The sequence below is a fragment of the Mycoplasma sp. SG1 genome (assembly GCF_023612375.1).
Taxonomy (GTDB): Bacteria; Bacillota_I; Bacilli_A; order Mycoplasmatales; family SG1; genus SG1.
On the sequence record NZ_CP076852.1, the window covers coordinates 88,241 to 109,926 of the forward strand.

Consider the following 21,686-nt stretch of genomic DNA (forward strand, 5'->3'; position numbering starts at 1 on the left):
CTACTATTAATTTATTGTTAATATAAGAAGACTACATTAACTCAATGAAAGGACAAAAATCTCTTGAAAAAACAACTAGGTTAGAATCATTAATTAAAAAAGCGCGACTAAATTTTGCTGGTGAATGATATACGTATTTAATCTTAGAATTTTCTCACACTCCAAGTTTAAACAGTTCTAATTTATCTTTATCTTTGGTATTAATTTTTTTTATAACACCACTCTCTCCTAATTTCATTTGTAATAAATGCATATTATGGTCTTTCTACTTTGCTTTTTCTAAAGCAAATAAATAATAAATAAAAAGAGTAACAAAATAAGGTCTTGTAAATAACGAACCTTATTTTTTTATATAGTAATAATATACCATAAAAATAAAATATTCGTTATTATTTTAATGTTTTAGGTGGTATATAAATTTTTAATTGTTTTGAAAAATACTCTTTTCTTCCAAATTTAGCTAAAGGTTTATCGTTTAACTTAACTGCATCACAAGTAAAAATAACATTAACTTTTAAAAGACTTAAACCAACCCCATAACCATCTATTTTAGTTTTGTGATCTTCAAAGTATTTTATTTTTTCGTATGTAAGTCCTGAACTGATAATTATTTTTTGGTTTTGATACCCGTTATTATCCAGCGCTTTTCTTAGTGCAGATATTAAAATTGGATTTGATCCACTATATTTTGGATCAAATTTAGCTTCTTTTAAATATCCATTTTCATAAAAATATTTATCTATAATTCTTGGACTTGTATCAACCCTTACTCCGATTAAATTTTGATGATGATTTTCCATTACCTTTAAGGTTGTGTTAATTATATCGTTGTCAAAATCAACTAAAATGATTAGTTTTTCGTTAATTATTTCTGCATAATTTTTTACTACATCATTAACATCATCATTAAACAATTGAATTAGTGCATGCGGAACTGAACCAAAAACTTTACAAGTTTCTCTTTGTTTGTCAGAAATTAATTTTAACTGTTCATAATTTGAAAACATGGTAGCACCAGCAACTGCAGCGGCATATCCATCGCGTGCTAAATTATCATAATGATCTCCACGATCAGACATAATAATTAAACGATTAGGTCCAACTAAATTTATAATTTTTTGAACATTTGTTGCAACACTTGAACCTCTTGTTAAAACGCTATCAATCATGTTTTCTAAATAACCGAATAAATGATATGGTCCGGTGATTTTTAAAACTGGTTCGTTTCTTTGAATAATGGTTCCTTCTTCAATATATTGAATTTTTAATTTTGAAGTATCAGTGTATTTTTCTAAAATTTTTAATGCTTCTTTGATGCCAACCAGCATAACATTATCTAAAGATGGTTGAAAATATTGAACTGTAACAATAGTATTTTTTTTAACTTTTTCTGCTATTATTGCAGCGTGATGAAAATATAAAGATGATTGACTTGGATATTTTATCATTTTTTTTCTGAATTAATCTAAATTAAAATTTGTGATTTTATTCTTCTATATCATCAGTGTCTATATCATCTAAAGTGTCTTCTAAAATGATTTCACGAGTAATGTCTAGATCTGGATTATCTTCTTTTTTATAAACTTTTCACATTTGCATATATTATATAATTTATTTAATAATTTAATCAAAGAAACTCGCCTTCATGAATAATCTTTGTTAAATAATATAATAAAGCAGAAAGACTACATTAAAATAAAAGATATTATTTAATAAAAATTTGCTTTAAAATCAACAAAACATGGATATAAAAAAAACAAAAATTATTATCGACTCATCGATTGGACTAACGAAAGAAGAAGCTGAAAAGTATTCGTTTGGATTTATAAGTTTGTACATTTTTAATATTAAAAATCATAAAAATTACCGCGATGATGGAGTTGATATTACAAGGGAAGAATTTTATAATCTGATTGAAACAACTGGTCTTTTAACAAGTCAAGGAAATTTATTTGAATTAAAAAAATTAATCCAACAGTATCTAGAAGAAGGATATGAAAATATTCTAATTTTTCCGATTTCTAAAGGCATTAGTAGTTTTTATAATAACATTAAAATATTAATAAAAGAAAACTTTAATCTTAATCAAGTTCATGTCGTTGACACTAATTTTGTTGGTATTATTTTATTTTATTTAGTCGTTAAAGTTTATCAAAATATTAATTATTTTCAAACATTCGTTGATATAGATAATTATATTTCCTTGTTTTCAAAGAATAACTTTGCTCTCTTTATAGTTCAAAATATGAAATGATTAAAAAGAGGTGGTCGAGTTTCTAAAACCGTTGCTGCACTTACAAATATTCTTTCTATATACCCTGTTTTATCATTGAAAAATGGTAAATTAGATTATTGGTATAAAACAAGAAATAAAATCAAAGGAATTAAAAAAATTTTGAATTATTTAAAATTGAATGGTAAAAAAAATAATGTTCCTGTTAAAAAACTTCTAGTAGCGGTTGCTAAGCATGACGATAATTTAATTAATTTAGTTAAAAAATTAATTAATGACGTTTTTGAAGATGATATTAAAGTTTATTTCTCCTATATGCCGTGTGTTATATTAACCCATGTTGGACCAGAAATTATTGGATTTTGTTCTCTAGTTGACGATTTATTTATCGATCAAGATATTATGTATTTTAAAGAAAACGATTTTTATTAATTATTTTCTTTATCGTCGTGTTTGTTTAAGGGTTTCAATTGCGGAAATAAAATAACATCTCTAATTGATTGACTTTTAGTAAAAAACATTATCATTCTATCTATTCCTATCCCTAAACCGCCAGTCGGAGGAAGTCCGAAAGTTAAAGTTTGCAAATAATTAAAATCAATCGTTGAGATTTCTTCATTTCCTAATTGTTTTTCAACTAATTGATTTTTAAATTTTTGATATTGAATAATTGGATCATTTAATTCATTAAAAGCATTTGCATATTCATTCCCGTCAATAAACAATTCAAAACGTTGTGCGAAATGTTTATTTTTTTCACTTAATTTAGCTAATGGGCTTATTTCAGCGGGAAAATCATAAATAAAGGTTGGTTGAATTAACGTTTTTTCAACATAATGCTCAAAAAATAAATTAATAATATGTCCGATTGAATTTTCATGTTTTTGAACATTAATATTATGTTCTTTTGCCAATTTTAATGCCTCTTCAAAAGTTTTAATTTCTAAAAAATTAATTTTTGTTATCTTGAAAATAGATTCAACCATACTAATTCTTTTTCATGGTTTATCTTTTGCAATAAAAATTTCTTCATTTGGTTTTAAATTAGATAGATATTTCGTTTCTTTAAAAAATTTATCTTTAATTTCGATGAATAATTGTTCTGTTCTATCCATCATATCTTCTAAATCAGCATTTGCTTCATAATACTCAATAGCTGTAAATTCTGGGTTATGATTTGGAGAAAGACCTTCGTTTCTAAAATTTTTACCAATTTCAAAAACACTGTGAATATTTCCAACTATTAATGTTTTTAAATAAATTTCAGTTGCTATTCTTAAAAAGTATTTTGTTTTTAAAACATTGTAAAAAGTGGTAAATGGTTTAGCAAACGCCCCACCATAAAGTTCTTGTAACGTTGGGGTTTCAACTTCTAAACTGCCATAATTAATAAAAAATGAGCGAATATATTGAATGATCTTGTTTCTTAAATAAAATTTTTGTTTTGAATCTTTATTGAAAATAAGATCTAAATATCTTCTTCTATAAATAAGTTCGATGTTTTTTAAACCATGAAATTTATCAGGTAAAGTATTATAAATTTTGCTTAATAATTTAAACTTAGTAACTCTTATAGTTAATTCATTTAATTTTGTTTTAAATAAATTACCCTCAACTCAAATAATATCGCCTAAATCTAATTTAGTAAATAAATCAATGTCTTCAGAAGAACAGTTTTTTTTATTTAAGTAAATTTGAATTTTGGAATGTAAATCTTCATCAACTTTACTAAACCCTAAAAGGGTTGCGAATATAGCATTTTTACCCATAATTCGCTTTTGAATTAAGCGCCCAAACACCATAAATGTTTTTAATTCTTCAAGTTGATTATTTTCATAATCCTTATACTTTGATAATTTAAAAATTGTCGTATTTGTTGCTTCTTTTAAATTAAAAAGTTTTAGATCTTTTGGTAGGTTTTTTATTTTTTCAGATTCTTTTGCAATTACGTTTAAAAATTTTGTCTCTTCTGAAGTCATAGTTTTTGGTTAATAAAATTTTAATTAACTTAGATTATAAATAATTCTGCTTTATTAATTATTATAAAAATTGTCTTAAAAAATTTGGCGATAAGAAATTTTTTCAATCTGTTTTTTTGATAAAAAGTAAGAAAAAAGTATTAAGAAAGCAATTAAAACCGCTGCAGTTAAAAATATATACCACGGATATGGTAAAACAAAATATAGTTTTAATTTTGATGACACTAAGTTCATTATAAAACTAAGGACAAAGTAATTAACAACTAAACCAACGATAACTCCGATAATAATAAATAAAATATATATAAATAAAAATGAAATTGATAATTCACTGCTTTTATAGCCTAATAGTTTCATTCCAGCGATAACTTTCCGGTTTTCAAAAACAATAATATTAAACGAAACAAACATAACACAAAAGCTTATTAAAAGACTAACCACAGAAAAAATTAAGAAAAATGTTGTAATTAATTGAAGGTTGTTTTTTACAATATCTATAATAAATTTTTTATTTAAAACAAAAATGTATGGACTTTTCATGTTAGCAAGGCTAAACTTTGCTCCTGACATTAAAATAGTAGTAAATCTATTTGAATCGATTGTTTTATTTAAACTAAGTAAATAAGTTGAAAATTGATTAAAAGGTGCATTTTGGTTATAAATTAAATTTTCTAAATCTGAATCAGAAGTTTTAAGATAAACTTTTGGATTAAAGTTAAAGTCATTGATAACATGTGTTATATGTAAATGAATTTTATATTGATTTTTATTTTCTCCAGAAAAAGTAACAGAACCGCCACCTTTTATATTATTAAAAAGTTTACTTGTAACTGTATTAACAACGGCTGATATATCAATTTCTTTATTATTATCGACATTAATGCTTGTTCCGTCAAGAATTTTTTTCGTTAAAAACCCAAAATAATTATCAATATTTCCTGATTGATCTGGTATCAAATTTAAATCCATACCAATGTACTGTTTGTCAAATAGTTTTAAAGGTATAGAAAAATAATATAAATTTTGGAGAGAATTATAAGGATAAAGATTAAAATAAATTGAATAACTGCTGTCTTTTGCAAAATTAAATAAAATATTCCAATTACTTTCTGATATTGAAAACTCTTCAAGGTCCTTTTTAGTAACCGTAACCTGTGTTGGAGTTTTAGAAGACGTGTTTTGTTTTAAAGTTATAGAATCGCCTGAAGCAGAAAAATCTATATATGAAAATGACGCTTGATTAATTTTTAAATGATTATTGTTCTTATTCAAAAATTCGTTTTTCATATTTTCGCCAACAGCAATCAATCATTTTTCCAAGTCTTTGAGTTTTTTCACCGGTCCCTTATTAACGAATAGACGTTGATTTGTATCATCATAAAGATAAGTATTTTTATCAGTGGGTGTATATATAAAAGGGTTTTGAGGTTGATCTTTTGGATAAAACAAAGAAAACGGATTATTTAAACTGTTTTTATTAAAAGGTGATGCCTTCTGATTATCGCTTCCTTTATATTTTCAATTACCATCTAATTGATACATATATTCAAAACGCATTGCATTTTTAGCTTCATTTAAAATAAGCGGTGAAAAAGTCATTCCTAAAATACCAATCGCAACTAAAAATGTTGTCGAAACAGTTGAAATAAAAATAAATAAAATTTTACGTAATGAATTTAAAAAGAGTGATATTCTAAATCGAACAATAAAAGGTGTTTTTTTGAAAACATTAATTGTTCGTGCGAATGCAATGTGTTTGATCGGCTGATCTTCAATAGTGATTAAATTTAATGGTTTTTCTTGTAAATTAATATACAAAACAATACCTGAAATTAGCAAAACAATAAAAAATACCCCAAAAAAACTATAAATAATAATCAATCAATTACTAACAAAAGGAACCAAAGAAACACTAAAGGCAAAAATGCTGTAGCTAGCACCCCTTATGGTTGCATATATAGCATAACTGACTGGAATAGCGATTAGTCCACCAGTAACTAAAATCCCAATCGGCATAGCAAGATTTATAATTACCAATTGAATCGTGCTAAATCCGTTTGCTTTAAAAATCCCCAATTGATAACGTGAAGTTTTAATTTTTCTTTTTAAAATTAAAATGATAAGAAATTCTGTTAAACAAAAAATAATCGAAATAATTGCATAAGAAAATAAATTAATTCCTTTAATCCGATTAATAATTAGATTCACAAAACTATCATGGGCAGAAAATGTCTGATAAAAATTAATTTCCCCTTTGTATTTTTGTTGTTGAAAGTTATTTTTTAAATCTTTGTTAATTTGAGAAATCGCTTTTTCTTTGCTATCTGAAGATAAATTAGAATCATTAAATTGGATTTGAAAAGAATCAGTATTAGTATTATGAATCTTAAAATTGGATGTTGTTTTATCATCTAATTGATTAAAAATTAAAAATATTTGGTTTTTATAATCAGGAAAAGTTCTTGATATAAAATCAAAAAATAAATATTGTGGTAACAAAACTGTTCCTGATATTTTAAATTTACCAACACTTGATAAATCGATAGTATCGCCTATTTTTAAATTATTTAGTTGTAAATATTTATAAGGTACTAAAACTTCATTCTTATTTGATGGTAGTTTGCCTTTTAACTGAAGTAAATTGTTAGAATAATAAAGTAGTTTATCATATTGAATGAATTTATAGTAATCAATTTTTATCTGTGTGGTTACTATGTAATTGTAAACTTGATGCGTATCTCATGAAAAAGATCAATTTGGATTTGATATTTTAAATTGATCGTTAGTCCTATTTAACTGCTCTGAAAGATCTTTTACTATTTCATCCTCTGGTTTGTTTGGATTTGCAGTTAAAAGTGATTTAAACTCTGCATCATCGATATATCCATCACGAAGTTTACCGCTCTTAAAGGCTGAGTGAACTTCTGTTTTAAACTGGTTATTGTATTCAAAAATACCATTAAAAATACCAAACCCAATAAGAACAAGGAAAACAATCGCAATAAAAACAAGAAGATTATTTTTTAGATCTTTTAAATTATTTTTGAAAAATAAATACACAAATAATGATGATAATTTTTAGTTTATTTATAAAAATTATATAAGGAAAGAAGAGGTTGGAAAAAAGATAAAGAAATAATTTAACTATTTAATACTTCTTGGCTTGTTAGTCTTGTAATTGATCTAAATGATAATCATTTTGTAATACCATAAACCATTGCCATAACTATAAATGCAGCTGGAATTATTCATAAAGTGAAGGTAATTGGAATAAAGAAGTTTGTCATAGTAAATAATTTATTTAAAACAAATAAAAGTGAAACCAAATAAATGACCGTAGCTGTAATAAAACTAAAAATAAATATTCAAAATAAAAATCCGATTGATAATCTTGAAACTTCTCTATTTGTATATCCCAACATCTTCATAACAGTTATTGATTTTCTTCAAGTTAAAATCGCCATGTTTGAAGTACTAGACATAATAATCGAAGAAATGGTAAAAATTAAAAGGGCAAGGAAAAGGAAAAGAAAAAATAAACTAAGAACTAATCTAAGGACCGTTGTTTTAAAAATATTTGGCGTAAATATCGACTGTATGACACTTTTAATATTGTTGTTGTATGACACGTTTTGTAAAGTGGTTCCCACCTTGTTTTGTGTAATTCAAGAATAAAAAGTTCCTCCTGTAAGCGATGGTTGTGAATAATCTCCATATGAATTAGCGATTGTAAAGTTAGTTAAGTCAAGCGGATCATCTAATTTTGATAATTTACCGTTGAAATATTGTTCTGTGTAAAGCATTCACCAAAGATCGTTATTATCTAGCTTTTTTTGAATGCTAGGATTTGCATTATATAACATTGAATAGTTAACATCTTCTTGAGGGGCATAAATTAACGGATTACCAGGTTGATTAATAACCCCTTTGATTCTAATCGTAATCGGGTGGGGATTTGATACGTTTTGAATGTTAAAGGATAGTTTAGGAGCATCACTAGGCCAACTTAATGAATTTACTATATTAGAAACACTATTATTTGTTGTAGGTGAAGCGGGGATCTTATCATATCCTCATCCAAATTGAAAAAAGCCATTCTTTGTGAATGCATCTACGTTATCAGTTGTACAATCTGACCTGTATCCACTTTTTACACACATTTTAAATGCAGTATTTAGTGTTCCTTGTTGTTTATTCTCATTTTCAGCATCAACCACATTCCGATGAAAATATGAAAATTTAGCAAGAGATGAAGTATTAGATTTATTGCTTGTTTCGAAAATAGCAGGAATTTGTGGTGTAAATGTAAATGTTGGATATTGTGTTGTATATTCTAAACCTAATAAATGAGCTGTTGCTTTATTAATGACTACATCTCAGGTAAAACGATTATCCTTATGAGTATTTTGAAAATCAATTGGTTTTATCTTATATTTATTTAAAAAATTTAAGCGGCTATTTTTATTTAAACCTCAAACTTGAATGTTAGCACCATCGCCTTTTTCTTGGGATGAATCTTTTATTTTACCATTAAGATAAGTATAAAGTTCTGAAATTTTAGGTTCATAAGGAATTCTTCCGAATAATAAAGAAAATTTATTATTTAAATTTGTTCCTTTTTTATCAAGAATTTGTTGTCTTAGATAATATGGCAGTTCCTTGCTTATAGCGTTTAAAATGCATTTTCCAGGATCTGAGCCTGGTTCTCCGATAACTTGACATACCAATTTACTCATCGCTGGTTTACCTTTATAATATTCTTCAACTTTTTTAATTCAAGTTGTATCAATTGCCATCCCCCCTAAATAAGTAGCATATTTTGTTAAAGTTGATTTATCAGGACTGCCTCCAAACGACATATAAGCATGATATTTATCACCACTATATGGATTAAAGGTTCCGTAGACAGGGGTTGTTTGGTTTGAATATTTATCTCCAACTTGAATAAATGTCTCATTATTTAATCCGTTTTTTTCTAATTGTTGACATCAAGGATTTTGAGAATTATTATAGCAAGGGTTTTCAGCTAGATAAGGGTATGGGTTTTTAATCCACTTCTCTGCGCTTGTTGCCTGGTTTATTTGATTAACATGGGCGCTGTTAAGCGGGGGTGTTGTGTATTGAATCTGTGAAACATATGGCGAAAGATTATGAAAAACTGAATAACTATAACTTCCTAAAACTGAAGGAATCGTAAAAATTAAAAGAAATAAAATTGATGAAATGAAAAGAAGAAAAAAATTAACAAGAACTTTAAATTTATTATTTCTAAAAAAAGTTAATTTGATCTTTGATTCAAAAACAAATGATGCATAGTGATTTCTAATCGTAGAAAAAAAAGAATTTTCTGGTTTATGATCTTCTTTTTTATTTACTTCTTTTTCTTTTGAAAATTCTGTCTTTATTTTTTCAACCGTTTCTTTTTTGAGATTTTTATATTCTTTTTTAAAAGATAGGTAATTAAATAATCGTTTCATAATTTTAATTTTTATTCTGGTTCTAATATTTTAGCTATTTCAAACCCTACAAATCCATTACTAAAGGCAACGATAAAAGAAAAGACGATCAAAAAAACTATTACAAAAGTAATTAATAAAGGTAAGAAATTGACAATAATCGGAATTGTAAAAAAGTTATTGAATAATCTTAACAAGACCCATTGACAAAAAACAGAGATAAATATAATTAAAAAGGCTGATAAAATAAAAATTATATATGTTCAAGATAAATATCCGTTTTTTATCTCTTGTCTGCTATAACCTAGAAAACAAAAAACTTTAATATTGTATTTTTCTAATTTAAATCTTCTTTTATAAAGGTTGTAGAAAATAAACAAAGTAATAAATAAAATAAAGACAGAAAAAATAATTGTGAAAAGTTGAATGTATGTTATTGCTTTAGTGGTTAAATGGGTACGATAATAGTAATAACCAGCAGAGTCGTTATTTGCATCATATTTTTTATATCCATCAAATCAACTTTGTAACAATGGAGAGTCATTAAATACTTTTGAGGCAGTAAAATTTTTTAAAATAGTTGTAATATCTTTCTCTATTTCTGGAAAATTATTAGCTGATCGATATTTTTGATCAACTCCTCCGATTAAATATATTTCACGATCTGTACTAGAAAGGGTTATAAATTGAGGTTGACGAAACTTTGAATTATCAAGTTGATAAAATGCTGTTTTATAAGCATAAATTATGCCGTTATTTGTGTTGTCGGTGACTACATTAAAATTATTTATTAAAGGATAAGTGAAATCTCAAGAATTAGCGATACCAACGACTTTATAAGATTGACCAAAAATAACATAATATTCACCAACATTAACGTTATTCCTTTGCGCAAAAATTGAAGAAACCATAATTTCATGATTATCTTGCGGTCCTCTTCCTTGTTCAATTAAAATTTTATCAGTATTATTGTGATCAGAATCATAGTTAACAACTTTGAAAGTCTTAGAAATAGATTGATCTTCTAAAATTCTCGTATCGCGAAACATAATATGAAAATATTGATTGTTGGATGTTTTTAAATCTTGATTTAACTGTTTATTAAAATAAGTTGAAATATGATCAACAATTGAATCAATTCCAGTAGCCTTTTTTGGATCCACTTTAGAAGGTGGTAACACAAGGTAATCTTTAAAACCTTCAGCTCCATCAAAAATTGGATGTTTTGCATCTTGTTTAGAATACTTTGTGTTTTTTAAATCAAAATAAACTAAAGATGGATTACTTCTATCTCTAAAATTATCATAATTTTTATCTAAAAGAAATGAACCGCTAGCTAATCCTGCGACTACACCAACAGAAAAAGATAACAAAACTACTAAGAACAATAATTGAAAAAAGTAATAAAAGATTGAAAAAACAGATGCTCTGAACAGTAATTTTGGTGCTTTAAAAATTTCTTTAATTTTTTTCATCATTTTATTTAAACCTTATAAACGACTAAATAAGCAATGTAATACTAAATATCTTTTTATGACCTTTCTAAAAATAAAAGGAAACTATTTTGTAATCTAAAATAGTTTAATCTTGGCTGTTTAATCAAAAACAACCTCTTAAAATAAAAAATTAAGCTCAAACAATATCTTGAGGACTTTTAATATTTTTATTTTCGTATTTTGAATCGATTGCTCCATCATGAATCTTAATGATTCAATCTGATATTTCAGCGATTGCTGGGTTGTGCGTAACAATGATGATCGTTGTTTTAAATTCTTTGTTAATTTTAACTAAAATTTCAAGAACTTTTTTTCCAGTTTTTTCATCCAAAGCTCCTGTCGGTTCATCACAAAATAGAATTGAAGGGTTCTTAGCTAATGCCCTTGCAATACTAATTCTTTGTTGTTGTCCGCCTGAAAGCTGATAAGGATATTTGTTCATATGTTCGGTCATTTCAATCGTTTCAAAGATTTTATTCAATGATAAAGAACTTTTTTTCTTATCAGCAAGATTTTCGCCAACTTCAGCGTTTTCTTTAGCAGTTAAATGCGGTAAAAGGTTGTACTGTTGAAAGATAAAAGCAATTTTTTTCCTTCTAAAAAGGGTTAAATGTGAATCTTTTAAAAGAGATAGATTATAACCATCAACAAAAACATCACCTTGATTAACTGAATCAAGCCCACTCATTAAATTTAAAAGGGTCGTTTTCCCTGAACCTGATGGACCAAGAATAGTTATTATTTTTTCACGTTGAATATCTAAAGAAATATTATTAATAACGACATTTTTTAATGTTCCAAGAATGTAATATTTATAAGCGTTTTTTAGTTCGATAATATTTTCTTCTAAATTAGGTTTATCTTTTGTAAAATGGGGAATTATTTCGTGATTATAAATAATTCTTTTTGAATATTTTTGTTTTAAAAGATTTATTTTCTTAACTTCTTTTTTCTGCTCGCCTCAAAGTTTTTTAACGTCTGTTTTTTGTTCTTTTAGAGTGGATTTAATCTGTCGCTTTGTATCTTTAAATTGTTTAATTTTTTCCTGGAGTTTTTTTTCACTAGCAGAAACTTGAACATCTAGTTTGTTAATTTCAGCATTAACTGAGCTTTTTTCATTAGAAGAAGCTTTATTTTTTGAGTCTATCTTTTTATCAGTTTTTTTACTTTTAAAAATACTTCTTAAAAAAGAATTTTGAGATTTAACTTTTTTTGGTTTAAGCCCATTTTCACTTTTTTTAATGTCATTTTCTTTGTTGCTATTAAGTTGTGAAAGTTTTTGGGGAATCCCGCTTTCAAAATTCTTACCATTTGTAGTTTCAGCTTTTAGTTTATGTTTATCACTCATGTTAAGCATTTATTTTGTATAAACTATTGTTTTTTTTATTAATATTATATTTAATATATTTTAAAATAATTATCATAGTCTTAAAACTTTTTAATTTATTCGTCATCTTGGATATCATCAAGCCCTTTTGGTCCAGTAGATTTATCATCTTTTGAAACCTTAGTATCATCATCTTTTGTTGGATAAATAACTTTCCCGCTCTCTTGATCGTTTTCGTTTATGTTATCAAAATGATCATCTGCTTTTTGACCAACTACCATTGGTTCAGAAGTTGGGTTTTCTTGTTTGATTATGATTTTTTTGCTTTTTAATTTGGGAGCATTTTTTTCATGACTTATTTGTTTTGGTAATGGTTTTAAATGTTTATAAATATAAAGAATTTGTTCTCTTGTTAGAATCTCTCTTTCTTTTAAACTGGTTGCTAATAAATCTAATAGTTTCCGATTTTTATTTAAAATGTCTTTACATTTTGCATAACATTGATCAATGATTTTTTTAACTTCATCATCAATTTTAGTTGCAGTTACTGAAGAATGTGATTTTCAAGTTGTATAATCACGACCTAAGAATGGATCATTTGAAGCTTTTTCATATTCAATTAATCCTAAATCGCTCATTCCTAATTCTGCTACCATTTTATGAGCAATCATTGTTGATTTAGAAATATCATCTTTTGCTCCAGTTGTTATTTCATCTGGTCCAAAAACAATTTCTTCAGATGCACGCCCACCTAAAAGTCCAATAATTCGATCATATAAATCTTTTTTCGTTTCAAGCATTAATTCTTGTTTTGGAGTCATTAACGTATATCCTCCAGCGAAACCACGTGGAATAATTGTTACTTTTTGAACCTCATGCGCTCCTTCTAAAATTAATCCGATTACAACGTGCCCACATTCATGATATGAAATAAGCATTTTTTCTCGATCAACATATTTTTTCGTAGTTTTTGCTAAACCACCAATTGTTCTATCAATCGCTTCATCAATATCTTCAAGCTCAATAATTGTTTTGTTTTTTCTAGTAGCAAGTAAAGCTGATTCATTTATAACATTTTCAAGTTGTGCTCCTGTAAAACCTTGCGTTCTTTTAGCAATATTTAAAAAATCAACATCAAAAGCAATATTTTTATTCCGAGAATGAACTTTTAAAATAGCTTCTCTTTCAGAAACAGTAGGAACATGGAAAATAACCGTTCTATCAAATCTTCCTGGTCTTAATAAACCTGGATCTAAAACGTCAGGTCTATTAGTTGCAGCAAGAACAATAATTCCTTTATTTTTTTGGAATCCATCCATTTCAACTAATAACTGGTTAAGGGTTTGTTCACGCTCATCATTACCGCCACCCATTCCAGCGCCTCTTTGTCTTCCAACAGCATCAATCTCATCAATGAAAATAATACATGGAGATGATTTTTGAGCAACAGCAAACATTTCTCTTACTCTAGCAGCACCTAAACCAACAAATAATTCAACAAAATTACTTCCAGAAATAACCATAATCGGCACTCCAGCTTCACCAGCGACTGCTTTCGCAAATAATGTTTTACCAGTTCCAGGTGCACCAACCATTAATACTCCTTTTGGTACTCTTGCACCCATCGCAATATATTTAGTTGGATGTGATAAGAAATGGACTATTTCCTCAAGTTCAATTTTCTCTTCAGAATACCCTGCGACATCATGGAATTTTGTTGTTGATACTCCAAATACAGATTTATTTTTCTTTAAATTGAAATCAAGTCCTTTTCCTTTCATTGAATATCTCATTATGAAAAAGAAGATAGCGCCTAATACTAAAGCAGGAATAAGAAATTGTAAAATTGAAGAAAATAGACTAGCTCCGCCTTGTTGAATAAAAATTGCTCCTGGAAGTGCTTTTTCTAGAATATTAAATCATCCATCTAATACGTTCATATCGCTGGTAAACCCAGTTTGATAATACAAAACTGTCCCATCTTTTAAATAAATAGTGAAATTACCAAGGTAATAATTATTTAAGAAAGAAAAAACGCCTTGACTTTTTGATAAATCTATTTTACCCTGTAGACTATTTAATTGTTCAGCTAGTGCTCTTGGGTCATAAAACTTATAACGGTTATAGAAAAATAAAAAATAAATCAGAAAAACTAAAATAATTCCACCAATAACCCAATAAATAATATATTTATTCCTTGATAAAGGGGGGCGCTGGGGTTGATTGGGATTATTTGGATTGTTAGGGTTGGGTGTGTTTGGTTTTTGATTCGGTGTTAAAGACATTTTGAAATTGCTATTTTATTCTTTTATATTCAACTAAATAAATTTTCTTATAAAACGTAAAAAATTAAAAATCTATATTTTTAAACTTTTTATCATTTCATGCGATTTTTTATTATTAGAATGTTGCGTTTTTATATCTTCAATTTTATCTGAATGATAGAAGGAAATATATGGGAAATAACGGAAACGATTTCTATAATCAAGACCATAACCAATAACATAACCTTTTTCAATATTAAAACCAACATAATCGATTTTGACAGCTTTATCAACAGTTTGATAACGATTTAATAAAACAACAGTTTTTAATACTTTTGGTTTATGTTTTTTTAAGATGTGATCAGTACATAATTTATAAGTTAGTCCTGAATCAATGATTTCATCAACTAAGAAAACCGTTTTATCTTTTAGATCAACTGTAACATCTGAAATAATTTTAAAATTACTTGAACTTGAAGAGTTGATTTTTAGACGCATCGGATCATCGTCATCGGTTGTTAGAATTTGTATAAAATCTATTTCGATTGGATAGTCGATATATCTAATTAAATCAGCTAAAAAAATGAATGCGCCTTTTAAAACTCCAACGAAAATAACTGGATTTGTTGTTGTTTTTAAAAATTCATTAATTTCAGCGGCTAATTTTTTGATTCTTTTTTGAATATCGTGAGCTGTTAAAAATAATTCGATTTTTTCCATATTTAATTGTTCTTTAAAGAAGATGGGAAATGTATTTAATTTGTTGTTTTAGAAATAAGTATTATATTATTATTTAAAAATTTTTATAACTAAAAATAATAATTTTAATCTTTATAATTCTTTAATTTTACCAAATTATAAAAGATTTGGTATATTTTTTTTAATTTTTTTTGGATTTAGCTTTTTTAATTCGATCATATTTAAATTTAAAATGATCTGCCATCTTTCAAAATAATCAAATAAAACAAGATTTGATTTTTTTGATTTTCTAACTTTATTAATTAATTCTTTAAAAGATGGATATGAAAACGGATAATAGGTAAGAATGATTTTTTGTAATTCTTTTTTTAATCAAATCTGAAATGCAAGAAAAGCTATTTCTTGTTTTGAATAGTTTAAAATGTTTAAATTTAATTTATCTTGATTGAAAGTGTTTTTTTTTAATAAAAGAAAGGCTTCTTTCAAGTTTTTAAAATAATAATCAATGAATGGAATTATTAAATTATTAAAAATAAAATATTTATCTTTTTCATCTAACTTTTGTCTAATATGATAGCGAACAATGTTTCTTTTATAAGTTAAATTTTTATTAGAACTATCGATACAATAATCTATTTTATGTTTGATAAGATATTCTAAAATCTTTTTTTTAGGCGTTTCAAGTAATGGTCGATAAATAACGATCTTTTGATATTTCGTTTTAAAAATGGGAATAAATAAACCATAATAGTTTTTTTTTAAACCCCTTAAAATAAAATTTTCAATGACATCATCAAATGTTGTTGCAACAAAAACGACTTTTATTTGATATTTTTGGACCAATTTTAAGAAAAAACTAAACCTTAATAGTCTAGCGTTTGTTTGAAAATTTTGATGATGAGTTGTTTTAAAAGAGTTAACATCATTTAAAATTTCAACTTTTAAATGGTGTTTTTGTCCGAATAGTTTAACTTTTTCTTCTTCGCTGTCAGATTCTGGTCTTGCTTTGTAATTAACGTGGGCTAAAATTAGATTTTTAAAACCTTTATTTATTAAATATAAAACTAAGTAAGTGCTGTCAGGACCGTGACTAAAAGCAATTAAATATTGTCCTCTTTTATCTAGTTTGTCTAATTCTTGCCTATTAAAATATAGGCTATCTTTTATTTTTAAATCTAAAGATTCGACGCCTTCTTTTCGATTCATGTCAATACTTCCTTGACTCCATTTTCTACCTGATCTCTTAAAGAAGATAAAAGGGGGGAATTTTTTAAATTAAAAAGAACCATATCAATAGTTGGCATATTATCAATAAATGATTTGCATCCAATTCTTACCCTTCAAAAGCCGTTTCCAATTTTTAAAATAATGTCTTCAACCCCTTTATGCCCTGCTGATGATTGATTAATCGAACATTTAACCTTTTTTTTATCAATATCAACATCATCATGAACTATTAAAAGATTTTTTTTTTCTTTAAACCGCAATTTATAAAAAATTTCAATCATCGCATTTCCTGATAAATTCATGAAAGTTGCTGGTTTAACTAAAATTAATTTAATATCTTTATCTTTAAAATTGTTAAAAGTTCAAGCTTCAAAGTTTGATGATTTACTTTTTTGAAACGATAAATGTTCTTGTTCAAACTTATCTAAAAGGTTGTCAATAACTAAATAACCAAGATTATGGATCGTATCTTTGTATTTATTTCCAGGATTGCCTAATCCAACAATAATTAAATCCATTGATTATTTTTTGCTAAATTAAAGGGTTGTGTGTTTTTGATAAACTTTACTGATTGAATCGCCATAAACATTAGCAGCGATGATATCAGATAAAAAGTTAACAAGACTAATAATGTGAAGTTTAGGGAAATGTTTTTCTTTTGATAATGGGATTGAATCTGAAACAATAACTTCTTCAATTGAATCGCATTGATTTAAATTTTTACAAGCATCACCGCTGAAAACAGCATGAGTTGCGATAACATAAATTTTTTTAGCTCCAAATTGATTTAATTTATCACATCCACGAATAATCGTTCCCCCACTGTCAATGATGTCATCAATCATAATACAAATTTTGTCCTTGACATTTCCTAAAATATTCATAACTTCAGCAACATTTGGTTTCGGTCTTCTTTTATCAATAATAGCGATTTCTAAATCTGCAGCTGTTGCAAGTTGTCTAGCTCGCGCAATTCCTCCTTGGTCAGGAGATACAATGATACAATCTTTTTTGGGATATTTATTGAAAATATTTGTTGCTAAATATTTATAAATTTCAGTAACAGCATGCAAATCATCAACTGGGATGTTGAAAAAACCTTGAATTTGTGATGAATGTAAATCAAAGGTTGTTATCCGATGACAACCAATCGATGTTAGTAAGTCAGCCACTAATTTAGCAGTAATTGGTTCTCTTCCATGCACTTTTCGATCTTGACGAGCGTAACCAAAATATGGCATAACAACGTAAATTCGTTTAGCACTGGCTCTTTTTAGTGAATCTATAGCGATTAAAAGTTCCATTAACGAATCATTAACAGGAGTTGATGTTGATTGAATTAAAAAAACTCTTTTATCACGAACTGATGAAAGAATCCGAACTATCATTTCTTGATCAAGAAAGTGACGAACTTCAACTTCTCCTAATTTTAAATTTGTTTTTAAGGCAACTTTTTTAGCAATTTCATAACCTTTACTTAAACCAAAAATAATAACATCATCTTTTTTTTGATTGTTAGTAGAGTTCATAAATTTAATTTAAAAGTTTTTTTGTTGATTTTGAATCTGCTTTTTTATCAGACACATTGTTAGATCTGCTAACAGGTTCACTGTTAACAATTTGTTCACCGCATTTAACAATTGTATTAGGTGGTATTTTAGCATTAAATAAATAAGCGTTGCTATTTATAACAACATCATCTCCGATTTCAGAATTTCCATCAACTACTACAAAAGGATGAATCGAAACTCTTTTTCCGAATTTTGCAAATGGTGATATATAAGTAAGTTGCGGAGAATAAATAATTGCTCCTTCATTTAAAAGTTGGAAAATTTTTTGTGTGTTAAAAAATTGGACAACTTTAGGTAATTGAGCTGGATGAACAATTCTAATTAAAAAAACCCATGGAATCATAAATTCAAATGGTCTTAAATTACGTTTTTTAATTAAATTATTCGCTCATTTAAAAATTGCTAAATCAAACGAAGAAAGAATACTTTTTGTTTTACCATAAATCATGTTTGCATATACTTCTTTAACAGGCAATGCTTGCGGATTTTGGTTTGTTGGTTTTTGTTGATCTGGAACAAGTTCAAGAATTTGATGTTGTGGATTTCTAATAACCCTTCAATATCCTTCATTTTGTTGGGTTTGCGATATAAACAATAAATAATCTATTGAATCTTGTTTTTCACGAATAACTTTTTCTAAACGATCAAAAAATTCATTATTTAAGCAAATATTGCTTGCTTCGATGACAAAAATATTTTCTGATTGTGGTTTTAATTCTTCTTTTGAAGATATGAATTTAATTTGTTCGTATTTTGTTCTTAGTGCTGATTTATAAATCTCGACATCTTCCTTGCATACTACTCATATGGTTTTGAAATTTTGTTCAATTAATCGATCAATACAAATTTCAAAATTTTTCTTACCAAAAAGTTCTATTAACAAAGGATTAATTTTAACATTATTTTCAAATTTATTTAACAATACGATTACTTCCATAATTACTTTATTTAATTTGTTTTTAATTTACTTTATTATCTATATACATCAAAGGAACTTAAAATTTTCTAAAAATTTTCATCTAAATTTTTATCATTTTAACCTTATTATTTGTTCATGTTTATTATATTATTATTTATTTCTTATTATCTTTAATTAAATGGAAAATCTAAAAAAGATGAGAAAGAAAGAGTTTTTTGGCATTAAAAGAGGTGGTTTTAGTTATTTGTTGTGGTGATAGATTTTTTATTTCTGCCATTTTGCTAACCAATAAATTAAGATATTTAGATTTATTTAGCTGTCCCCTGTATGGTGATGGAGCAAGATATGGACCATCTGTTTCAGTTAAAATGTGAGTGAGAGGAATTTCTAAAAAGACTTTTCTTAATTCATCTATTTTTTTATTATTAAATGTTAATTGTCCTGCAAAAGATACATAAAAACCAAGTTTGATGAAATTTTCTGCATCTTTTAATGTTCCTGTAAAACAATGAAGAACGCCAACAACTGATCCTTTAAACTGAGAAACAATTTTATAAGCATCATCTCAAGCTTCACGACAATGGATAATAACAGGTTTTTTGCAAACACTAGCTAATTTTAATTGTTGAATAAAAACTTCTTGTTGTAATTTTTTAGCACTTCCATCTTTAACATGAAAGTAATCAAGTCCTGTTTCTCCAATTGCAACTATTTTCTCGTTTTTATTAATTAATTCTTTTAATCAATTAATCTCATCATCTGTTAAAAGTTTTTTAACATTAAGAGGATGAACACCAACTGAACAATAAAGATGTTTATATTTAGTTGTCGATTTAATTAGTTCATCAACTTCATTTAACTCAGTACAAACATTAATATAATACTTAACGCCTCCTTCGACGTTTTCTTGAATATAATCTTCGACTGTAATATTTTCTTTTTTATAAATTGAGCTGTTTATATGAACATGACTGTCAAATAAATTTCCGTGTTTCATAATAAATCTTTTCTTTTAAAGTTTATAGGCGCTTTTCTTTTATTATATTTAATTTAATAAATTTAAAAGTTACTTAATTTTACTAAGATAATTCTAACTGAAAATAAAAGTATAAAAAATTTACAGTAATTTATTATTCAAAAGATGCTTAAATTCTTCGATTCTAGATAATAAAATTCTTTTACCCAAGATTTGTCATAAATCAATGATCGGAGAGCCGATTAATTTTTTCGTTGTCGCGATTCTTAATGTTTTGAAAAATAATATCTTATTTGTTTTTTTAGATCCAACGAATAATTGTAAAAGTTTTTCGGTTATTTTTTTTAATGAATTTAAAGAAAAATCAGACTTTTCTAACTCTATTTTGGCTTGATTAGTTATTTCTAATATTTGATCAACATAATTTTTCTGTTCATTTAAAAAATTAATTACTTCTTTATCATATTCAACTACATCAAAAAAAACATCTCCTTTTGTTAAAAATAAATCAATTTTTTTTAATTGTGGTTTTAAATAAATTAATCCTTTTTTAATTGTTTCAGTAAAATAAATATTATTTTTTAAAAATCATTCTTTAGTCTCTTTGATAAAAATTTTGTCATCTTTAGCTTTTAAATGTTCTTGATTGAATCATAAAAGTTTATCCATGTCAAAACTAGCTGAGGCTTTGTTAAGGTTTTTAATTGTGAATTTTTTAATCATCTCTTCTAAAGAAAATAATTCTTTTTCAGTTGAATATCAACCTAAAAAAAGAAGAAAATTATTAACGGCTTCTGGTAAATAGTTTTGATCTTTAAATTGTGAAATAGTTTGAACAACGTTTTCATTTCGTTTTGATAATTTCTTCTTTGTTGTTTTATCTACAATTAAAGGTAAATGAATATAACGGGGTGGTTCTCAATTCAAATATTTATAAATTAAAAGTTGTTTTGGAGTGTTAGAAACGTGTTCTTGTCCTCTAATAACGTCGGTTATTTCAAAAAGTTTATCATCAATAACATTCGCAAAATTATAAGATGGAGTTTGATCTGATTTGATTAAAACAAAGTCGTTTAACTCATTGCTGTTAATTTTCGTTTCTCCTAAAACACCATCATCTCAACTTAAAATAATATCTTTTTTTACTTTCAAACGAATCGCTATTCCTTCTTTATTTAGATGGTTGTTGTTTGAAGCAGATGAATAATAAGCAAGGCCTTGATCGATTAATTGTTTTGCTAATTTGAGATAAATATCTTTTCTTTCTGATTGAAAATATGAACCGTATTTAGGGTTTGGATTGATATGTGATTCGTCAGGGATAATTTTTAATCAAATTAAATCTTCATATAAACTTATAAAACTTTTTTGTTGATTACGATCAAGATCGGTATCTTCAATTCTTAAAATAAAAAGACCATTATTATGTTTGGCGTATAAATAATTAAATAAAGCTGTTCTTGCCCCTCCAACGTGTAGTTCCCCGGTTGGACTAGGTGCAAATCTGGTTCTGATTATTTTTTGATTTTTCATAATGTT

The 21,686-nt window shown here is 26.3% G+C and carries 16 protein-coding genes; 1 reads left to right on the top strand and 15 read right to left on the bottom strand.

Annotated elements, in window-relative coordinates; translation table 4 throughout:
* Positions 1–31: 31 nt before the first annotated feature.
* Together JRW51_RS00470 and JRW51_RS00475 are read right to left on the bottom strand one after the other, a co-directional pair.
* The gene (locus JRW51_RS00470) at positions 32–253 is read right to left on the bottom strand and encodes a FeoA family protein (RefSeq protein ID WP_250328727.1); all 222 of its coding nucleotides are present in this window, start codon (positions 251–253) and stop codon (positions 32–34) included.
* A gap of 136 nt (positions 254–389) precedes the next feature.
* On the bottom strand, positions 390–1,448 hold the full coding sequence (locus tag JRW51_RS00475; protein ID WP_250328728.1) for a nicotinate phosphoribosyltransferase: 1,059 nt from the start codon (positions 1,446–1,448) through the stop codon (positions 390–392).
* Between the two features lie 293 nt (positions 1,449–1,741).
* On the opposite strand from JRW51_RS00475, the gene JRW51_RS00480 reads away from it, so the two are divergent.
* A complete protein-coding gene (locus JRW51_RS00480) occupies positions 1,742–2,665 on the top strand; it encodes a DegV family protein (protein WP_250328729.1) in 924 nt (307 codons plus the stop codon).
* Here JRW51_RS00480 and lysS read toward each other — a convergent pair.
* The 13 genes from lysS to JRW51_RS00545 form a co-directional block, all read right to left on the bottom strand.
* Complete coding sequence (gene lysS, locus JRW51_RS00485) at positions 2,662–4,212, bottom strand: lysine--tRNA ligase (RefSeq protein ID WP_250328730.1); 1,551 nt, start codon at positions 4,210–4,212, stop codon at positions 2,662–2,664. The two genes, JRW51_RS00480 and lysS, sit on opposite strands and share 4 nt — an antisense overlap.
* Before the next feature lie 75 nt (positions 4,213–4,287).
* Complete coding sequence (locus JRW51_RS00490; protein ID WP_250328731.1) at positions 4,288–7,272, bottom strand: FtsX-like permease family protein; 2,985 nt, start codon at positions 7,270–7,272, stop codon at positions 4,288–4,290.
* Between the two features lie 80 nt (positions 7,273–7,352).
* Complete coding sequence (locus JRW51_RS00495; protein WP_250328732.1) at positions 7,353–9,689, bottom strand: ABC transporter permease; 2,337 nt, start codon at positions 9,687–9,689, stop codon at positions 7,353–7,355.
* Between the two features lie 11 nt (positions 9,690–9,700).
* On the bottom strand, positions 9,701–11,143 hold the full coding sequence (locus JRW51_RS00500; protein ID WP_250328733.1) for an FtsX-like permease family protein: 1,443 nt from the start codon (positions 11,141–11,143) through the stop codon (positions 9,701–9,703).
* 151 nt (positions 11,144–11,294) lie between these two features.
* On the bottom strand, positions 11,295–12,512 hold the full coding sequence (locus JRW51_RS00505; RefSeq protein ID WP_250328734.1) for an ABC transporter ATP-binding protein: 1,218 nt from the start codon (positions 12,510–12,512) through the stop codon (positions 11,295–11,297).
* A 95-nt stretch (positions 12,513–12,607) separates the two neighbouring features.
* Complete coding sequence (gene ftsH / locus JRW51_RS00510) at positions 12,608–14,776, bottom strand: ATP-dependent zinc metalloprotease FtsH (protein WP_250328735.1); 2,169 nt, start codon at positions 14,774–14,776, stop codon at positions 12,608–12,610.
* Between the two features lie 72 nt (positions 14,777–14,848).
* Positions 14,849–15,475: a phosphoribosyltransferase gene (locus JRW51_RS00515; RefSeq protein ID WP_250328736.1), complete on the bottom strand. Its 627-nt coding sequence runs from the start codon at positions 15,473–15,475 to the stop codon at positions 14,849–14,851.
* Between the two features lie 135 nt (positions 15,476–15,610).
* Positions 15,611–16,660: a tRNA lysidine(34) synthetase TilS gene (gene tilS, locus JRW51_RS00520; protein ID WP_250328737.1), complete on the bottom strand. Its 1,050-nt coding sequence runs from the start codon at positions 16,658–16,660 to the stop codon at positions 15,611–15,613.
* The gene (gene pth / locus JRW51_RS00525) at positions 16,630–17,199 is read right to left on the bottom strand and encodes an aminoacyl-tRNA hydrolase (protein ID WP_250328738.1); all 570 of its coding nucleotides are present in this window, start codon (positions 17,197–17,199) and stop codon (positions 16,630–16,632) included. Before pth ends, tilS begins: the two co-directional genes overlap by 31 nt.
* Before the next feature lie 18 nt (positions 17,200–17,217).
* Entirely contained in the window at positions 17,218–18,210 is a 993-nt protein-coding gene (locus JRW51_RS00530) for a ribose-phosphate diphosphokinase (RefSeq protein ID WP_250328739.1), read from the bottom strand.
* 4 nt (positions 18,211–18,214) lie between these two features.
* Positions 18,215–19,189 (bottom strand): hypothetical protein, encoded by a 975-nt coding sequence (locus JRW51_RS00535; RefSeq protein WP_250328740.1) that lies wholly within the window; start codon positions 19,187–19,189, stop codon positions 18,215–18,217.
* Positions 19,190–19,358: 169 nt separating this feature from the next.
* Positions 19,359–20,168, bottom strand: coding sequence for a TatD family hydrolase (locus JRW51_RS00540; protein WP_250328741.1), 810 nt, complete (start codon positions 20,166–20,168; stop codon positions 19,359–19,361).
* Positions 20,169–20,288: 120 nt separating this feature from the next.
* Entirely contained in the window at positions 20,289–21,680 is a 1,392-nt protein-coding gene (locus JRW51_RS00545; protein ID WP_250328742.1) for a glutamate--tRNA ligase, read from the bottom strand.
* Positions 21,681–21,686: the final 6 nt, after the last annotated feature.